Source organism: Paracoccus sp. (in: a-proteobacteria), assembly GCF_047973135.1.
GTDB lineage: Bacteria > Pseudomonadota > Alphaproteobacteria > Rhodobacterales > Rhodobacteraceae > Paracoccus.
The window spans coordinates 22,037-28,343 of the sequence record NZ_JBKEBL010000020.1; the positions used below are offsets into that span (position 1 = coordinate 22,037).

General features: G+C 62.8%; 6 protein-coding genes. 1 reads left to right on the forward strand and 5 read right to left on the reverse strand.

The annotated features are described in order from the left end of the window. Positions 1-75 precede the first annotated feature (75 nt). Entirely contained in the window at positions 76-1,527 is a 1,452-nt protein-coding gene (locus ACK5L9_RS01425; protein ID WP_416909663.1) for an aldehyde dehydrogenase family protein, read from the reverse strand. Positions 1,528-1,651: 124 nt separating this feature from the next. Here ACK5L9_RS01425 and ACK5L9_RS01430 point away from each other — a divergent pair, with 124 nt between their 5' ends. Continuing rightward, on the forward strand, positions 1,652-2,305 hold the full coding sequence (locus ACK5L9_RS01430) for a peroxiredoxin (RefSeq protein ID WP_416909664.1): 654 nt from the start codon (positions 1,652-1,654) through the stop codon (positions 2,303-2,305). Positions 2,306-2,343: 38 nt separating this feature from the next. Here the strand turns inward: ACK5L9_RS01430 and ACK5L9_RS01435 are convergent, their stop codons facing one another. From ACK5L9_RS01435 to ACK5L9_RS01450, 4 genes are all read right to left on the reverse strand, one after another. After that, positions 2,344-3,225, reverse strand: coding sequence for a glycosyltransferase family 2 protein (locus ACK5L9_RS01435; RefSeq protein ID WP_416909665.1), 882 nt, complete (start codon positions 3,223-3,225; stop codon positions 2,344-2,346). Next, on the reverse strand, positions 3,222-4,235 hold the full coding sequence (locus ACK5L9_RS01440; RefSeq protein ID WP_416909666.1) for a stealth family protein: 1,014 nt from the start codon (positions 4,233-4,235) through the stop codon (positions 3,222-3,224). The genes ACK5L9_RS01435 and ACK5L9_RS01440 overlap by 4 nt, the downstream gene beginning before the upstream one ends. Before the next feature lie 111 nt (positions 4,236-4,346). After that, the gene (locus ACK5L9_RS01445) at positions 4,347-5,366 is read right to left on the reverse strand and encodes an SGNH/GDSL hydrolase family protein (protein ID WP_416909667.1); all 1,020 of its coding nucleotides are present in this window, start codon (positions 5,364-5,366) and stop codon (positions 4,347-4,349) included. A gap of 129 nt (positions 5,367-5,495) precedes the next feature. Further along, on the reverse strand, positions 5,496-6,307 hold an 812-nt coding region (locus ACK5L9_RS01450; RefSeq protein WP_416909668.1), incomplete at its 5' end, for a S1 RNA-binding domain-containing protein.

Below are 6,307 nucleotides of genomic sequence, written 5' to 3' on the forward strand. Positions count from 1 at the left end.
GCCTTGAACCTTGGTCAGATCGGGAAAAGGGGGGCGCCGGGAAAGCAGTCTTTCCCGGCGCCATGGTTCCGGCGGTCAGGCCTGCACGTCCCAGCCGCTGATCTCTTTGGAATCCATGAATTCCTCAAGACCCATCTTGCCGCCTTCGCGCGCCCGGCCGGACGCCTTGACCCCGCCAAAGGCCGATCCGGGGCCGCGCGGCACGCCGTTCATTTCGACCATGCCGGAGCGAAGCTGGCGCGACAGGCGGTTGCGCCGCGCACCGTCCTGCGACTGCACGTAATTGGTCAGGCCATAGGGCGTATCATTTGCGATGGCGATCGCCTGTTCTTCATCGTCGAAGGGGATGATCGACAGGACCGGGCCAAAGATTTCCTGCTGCGCGATGCTCATGTCATTGCTGACATCGGCAAAGACCGTGGGCCGCACGAAATAGCCGCGATTGACGCCCTCGGGCAGGCCGGTGCCGCCCGCGACCAGACGCGCGCCCTCGTCGATGCCCTGCTGGATCAGGCCCTGAATCTTGTCCCATTGCGCCTTGCTGACGACCGGGCCGATATGCTTGCCCGGCTGATGCGCCGTGGCCACCGCCGTTTCATGCGCGACCTGTGCCGCCGCCTCGACCGCGCGATCATAGACCGAGCGTTCGACCAGCATCCGCGTCGGCGCGTTGCAGGATTGCCCGCTGTTGTAAAAGCAATGCCGCGCGCCGCGCACCACAGCCTTGTCATCGGCATCGGCAAAGACCAGATTGGCACCCTTGCCGCCCAGTTCCAGCGCCACCTTCTTCAGCGTGTCGGCAGCCGCCTTGCTGATCGCGATGCCGGCGCGGGTCGATCCGGTAAAGCTGATCATGTCAATATCGGGATGTGCGGAAAGCTGTGTTCCCACCCCCACGCCATCGCCATTCACAAGGTTGAACACTCCGGCGGGCAGCCCCGCCTCGTCCACGATCTCGGCAAAGACCATCGAGGACAGCGGCGCGATCTCCGAGGGTTTCAGCACGCAGGTATCGCCCGCCAGCAGCGCCGGAATCACCTTGAGCGTGACCTGATTCATCGGCCAGTTCCACGGGGTGATCAGCCCGACCACACCCACGGGTTCCCACGCGGTCATGCTGGCGGGCGCGTGATCGCCAAGCGGGCGGATAAAGTCGAACTGTTCGAACGCCCTGATGAAATTGTTGATGTGATAGGCCCCGGCACCCACCTGATCGTCCAGTGACATGTCCTGCGGGGCACCCATCTCGTGACTGATGGCCGCCGCCACGTCCTTGGCACGGCGCTGATAAATATCCAGAATCCTGCGGGCATGGGCAAGACGTTCCGAAGGGCTGGTGCGTGACCATGCGGGAAACGCGGCCTTCGCGGCGGCCACGGCGGCGTCGGTATCCGCCTGATCGCCAAGGCTGATCACTGCCACGGCCTCTTCGGTCGAGGGGTCGATGACCTCCAGATCATTGGCCTGCACCGGACCGACCCATTCGCCGTTGATGTAAAACTTGCGCTTGTCCGAAAGCGAGTTCATTGAATCCTCCTTTGGCTATCCTGTCTGAATCTGGCAACTTGCCGCGCCTGCGGCAAGTCCGCACTGGCATTTCCTGCTGGCCCTCCTATTTTGCGCATAACGCAATGAATTGAAAGGACACCTCATGTCGCTGCGCATAAACGATCCGGCCCCCGACTTCACGGCCGATTCGACCGAAGGCGAGATCCGTTTCCACGACTGGCTTAACGGAAGCTATGCGATCCTGTTCAGCCACCCAAAGGATTTCACCCCGGTCTGCACGACCGAGTTCGGCGCGGTGGCACAACTGGCCGGTGAATTCGAAAAGCGCAACACCAAGGTTCTGGGCGTGTCCGTGGACAGCGTGGATGACCACATCAAATGGAAAAGCGACATTGCGAAATTCGCGGGCACTCCGGCCAATTTCGCGATCATCGACGACGCCGCGCTGACCGTCGCCAAAGCCTATGACATGCTGCCTGCGGATGCCTGGCTGCCCGATGGCCGCACACCCGCCGATTCCGCCACCGTACGTACCGTGTTCATCATCGGCCCGGACCGCAAGATCCGGCTGATGATGGTTTATCCGATGTCGGTCGGCCGCAATTTCGCCGAAATCCTGCGGGCACTGGATGCGGTGCAGAAAACCGACGCCGCGCCGCTGGCGACGCCTGCGAACTGGGTGCCGGGGCAGGATGTGATCGTCGCGCTGTCGCTGGACGACAAGGCCGCGACCGAAAAGTTCGGGCCGCTGGACATCAAGCTGCCCTATCTGCGCTTTGCCAAAGATCCGGCCTGACCCGGCAAGGGCGCGGCCCTGCGCGGGCCGCACCCACCCTATCCGCCGAACCGCGTCAGCCGGTCCTGCGCGTCCAGCCTGACACCGCCATCCGCATCCAGCCAGCGCGCGACGCCATTGGCCGTCCATGTCGCACGGGTGCTGATCGTATGCTGTTTTATCTTCGCGCTGGCCTCTGCCATCTCTGGCGTGACATAGCCGCGTTCGTGATGCAGATGCAGCGCCACGGTCGAAAAGCGGATGCGCCGCGCCCGCAGCCCGGAATGGTTCAGCCGCAGGCCAAATTCGACATCCTCGCCGCCATAGCTCATGTCTTCGTTAAAGCCGTTCACGGCAAGGGCCGGGGCCCGCTGGCACGATGCCGAATGCCCGTTCCAGGTGGGCCGCGCGCGCGACAGCCGGTCCAGCAGCCACGCCACCGGAGGCGGCCCGCCCAGCTTGACCATCCTCAGCCACGACGGCGCGCCATGCGCCATCAGCCAGCGCGCCGTAAAGCAGCTTTGCGTGGCGACGGCGGCCTCGTCCATGGCGTCCGACACTTGCCGGGGCTGCTTGAAATAGCTGCCCGACAGGAACTGCCCCGGCCGCGCCTGCCGGATATGCGTGTCGATGAAATCGCGGCGGACCACACAATCGCCATCGGTCACGACGATCCGGTCCCCCTGCGCCACGGCCAGCGCCTTGTTCAGGATGCGCGTTTTCCGGAACCCCTTATCCGGTTGCCACACATGAATGACAGGCACCGGGCTGCGCCGCGCCATGCGGGCGATCAGCGCGGCGGTCTCGGGGCGGGAGCCGTCATCGGCGATGATCACCTCGAAATCGCGCCGGGTCTGCGCGAACAGTCCCCAGAACACCTTTTCCAGCGCCTCGGGCCAGTTATAGGTGGAAACCAGTAGCGAAGCACGCAATCCCGTCATGACAGAACCAACCTCTCGGGCAGGAAGCCTGCGAATTTTTCGGCCATCGCCGCGCGGAACCGCTGACGCGCATCGTCAGGAAATTCGTCAAGGCTTTGTACGCAGCCAAATGGGCGCGACGGGTCGTTCAGCCGTTCCAGAACGTGATCCATCTCATCCACCTTCGAGGGCGTCAGATAGACCACTGGGCTGGTCGGCGCGACCTCGGCCCGGCCCGCGGCCAGTTCGATCTGGTTGGCCAGCACATAGGGCGAGAATTGCGCGACCGAACGGAACGGATGGCCAAGCTGTTCGCGCAGCAGGCCGGGCCTTTCCGCAAAGAAGGTGCGCAGCGTATCGGTGCGCAGCGGGCGCGGTACATGCGACACCGCCAGAAACCGGTCCTGCCCGACGATCTGCGCCGCCATCGCCTGCGCCAGATTGGTCCGCGTCGCCATGTGCCTGCGCCCCAGCAGCCGGTTCAGTGCCTGCCGCAGCCTCTGTTTCATCAGCTTGCCCGCCACGGGCCGCATATCGCCCTCAAGCCGCAACTTGCCGTCGGGCAAGACGAAATCGGTCGGGCTGACGGGTGCATTCAGGAAAAAATCGTCGTTGAAATAAAGATAGTATTCAGAAATGCCGTCTATGTTCCACATCAATGCCTCTATGGTGCGGCAGTTGAATGTGGGCAGAAATTCCTCGTTGCCGCGAAAAATCTCGCGGTGATCGACGATGCGGATACGGTCGGGGTCGCACAGGCCCTGCCGCGCAAATTCGTCGATCTGCGACGGTTTCTGGTCGTCGGCGACAATGTGGATGCGGCGGATAAAGGGCGCGTATTTCAGGATGGAAGCGATGCAATAGTAAATCTCGCCAAGATCGCTGAACCGCGTGGCCGATGCAAAGTTCATCGGCCTGTCCTCGGGTATCCCCAGTTGCCGCATGGCCGTGCTGCGCCGGGCGGCATGCGCGGGATCGCTGCCATCCACCCACGCGATGACCGCGTCCATCTGTCCCGTTGGTTCCGGCATCAGCCTATTTCATCCCAAAAGGAGGCCAAATAGCCCCGTCCCGTCGTCAAAGCGGTTATGCGGAAATGCGCAGCCAAGCAACCGGATCAAATGTCTGGCCGCACCGTTCCGTCAGGAAGGGCGGCGGCGCAGCAGACCAAACCCGGCCAGCCCGCCCCACAACAGCACCAGCCCGCCCGGCAGCGGCACCGGAGCGATGGTCAGCGCCGCGATGATCTGTTCGCCGGCGGTCTGATGCACAACGGCACTGGGATGAACCGGGTCAAAAAACAGTCGCGTCAGCGCCTGATCGTTGCTGCATTGCTGCGCCTCGCCGAACAGCGCGGCGGCGTCGGCTGTCGGGTAAAGGCAGGGGCGCGTCGTGTCGGTCAGGCCGTAATTCTGCGGCGCGGCCCTCATATCGGTCAGAATACCCCACAGATCCAGAACGGTGACATTCAGACCTCCGGCCCGCATGTCGCCGATATTCGCGGAAAGGCGGGTGTTGAACGCGACGGTGCTGTCATGGGCCGCCTGCACATCACCGGGCGCAAGCATCGCGAAGCGGGGAACTTTACCCAGGTCGGGGATGTTTCCGATTACGAAATCTCTGACCCCGTGCCCGGCCAGAAACCGCGCGGTGTCGGTGACGGCATCCGCTGCGGCAACGGCGATGGCCGCCGGGTTGGCGGACGCGACCCCCTGAAGCAGGTCGTTCGCCCCGCTGAGGATCGACACCAGAGGGGACGCACCGAACTGGCCTGCATGGTCATCGACCAGCCGATTTTTCTGGTATTCCAGCCCCGGCGTCGGATCAAGCAGGCTTTGGGGTTCCGCCGCTTCGGACCCGCCGATGGCAAGGTTGTCATTGGGCTTGCCCGCCGCCGCAAACTCATCCTCCAGATATTCGGCCCAGGTCGGCCCGTTGCTGAACCGGCCACGATAATAGGCGTTGGTACCGGTCTGAGTCGACGAAACGCCCTGCGTGGCGAAATCGTAAACGAGACCCGGAAGGTTCCCGTCATCGCTAAGACTGTCGCCAAGTGCCCAATAGCTTGAATATTGATCGGCCACTGACGCCGCAGCGACCGGCCCGGCAAGAGACAGCGCAACCGCGCCCGCACCAATAACCTGTCCAAATCCTGAAAACATCGCTCACCCCGTCCGTTCAATGACGCGAGCATAGCATTGCCAGTGACGCCTTCACAATCGTGTCAGTTCGGCAAGGAACGAAAAAAAAAGCCCCGGACCTGCCGGGGCTTTCCATGCGCAAGGGCGGGCTTATGCCTCGTCTTCGCGCTTTTCCGAGATTTCCTCGCCGGTCGTCTGATCGACCATCTTCATGCCAAGACGCACCTTGCCGCGGTCGTCAAAACCCAGCAGCTTGACCTTGACCTCCTGGCCCTCTTTCAGTGCCTCCGAGGGGTGGCCCAGCCGCTTGTTGGCAATCTGGCTGACATGAACCAGACCATCGCGCTTGCCAAAGAAGTTCACGAAAGCGCCGAAATCGACCAGTTTCACGACCTTGCCGGTATAGATCTGGCCCTCTTCGGGTTCGGCCACGATGGCATAGATCATGTCATGGGCTTTCTTGATCGAATCGGCATTGGCCGAGGCAATCTTGATCACGCCGTCATCGTTGATATCGACCTTGGCACCCGAAACCTCGACGATCTCGCGGATGACCTTGCCGCCCGAGCCGATGACCTCGCGGATCTTGTCGGTCGGGATCTGCATGGTTTCGATGCGCGGGGCATGGGCGCTGAATTCGCGGCGGCCTTCGGTCAGGGCCTTGCCCATCTCGGCCAGAATATGCATCCGGCCGTCCCTGGCCTGCGCCAGCGCCTGTTCCATGATCGCGGGCGTAATCCCGGCAACCTTGATGTCCATTTGCAGCGAGGTGATGCCGTTTTCGGTGCCCGCGACCTTGAAGTCCATGTCACCCAGATGATCCTCGTCACCCAGAATGTCGGTCAGCACCGCCCATTTGCCGTCATCTTCCAGAATCAGGCCCATCGCGACGCCCGCCACCGGTGCCTTCAGGGGCACGCCCGCATCCATCATCGACAGCGAACCGCCGCAGACCGAGGCCA

Bases quoted from the DNA above. Each gene is read 5' to 3' on its own strand.
- ACK5L9_RS01425 (WP_416909663.1), bottom strand. From the start codon at position 1,527: ATGAACTCGCTTTCGGACAAGCGCAAGTTTTACATCAACGGCGAATGG.
- ACK5L9_RS01430 (WP_416909664.1), top strand. From the start codon at position 1,652: ATGTCGCTGCGCATAAACGATCCGGCCCCCGACTTCACGGCCGATTCG.
- ACK5L9_RS01445 (WP_416909667.1), bottom strand. From the start codon at position 5,366: ATGTTTTCAGGATTTGGACAGGTTATTGGTGCGGGCGCGGTTGCGCTG.
- ACK5L9_RS01435 (WP_416909665.1), bottom strand. From the start codon at position 3,225: ATGACGGGATTGCGTGCTTCGCTACTGGTTTCCACCTATAACTGGCCC.
- ACK5L9_RS01440 (WP_416909666.1), bottom strand. From the start codon at position 4,235: ATGCCGGAACCAACGGGACAGATGGACGCGGTCATCGCGTGGGTGGAT.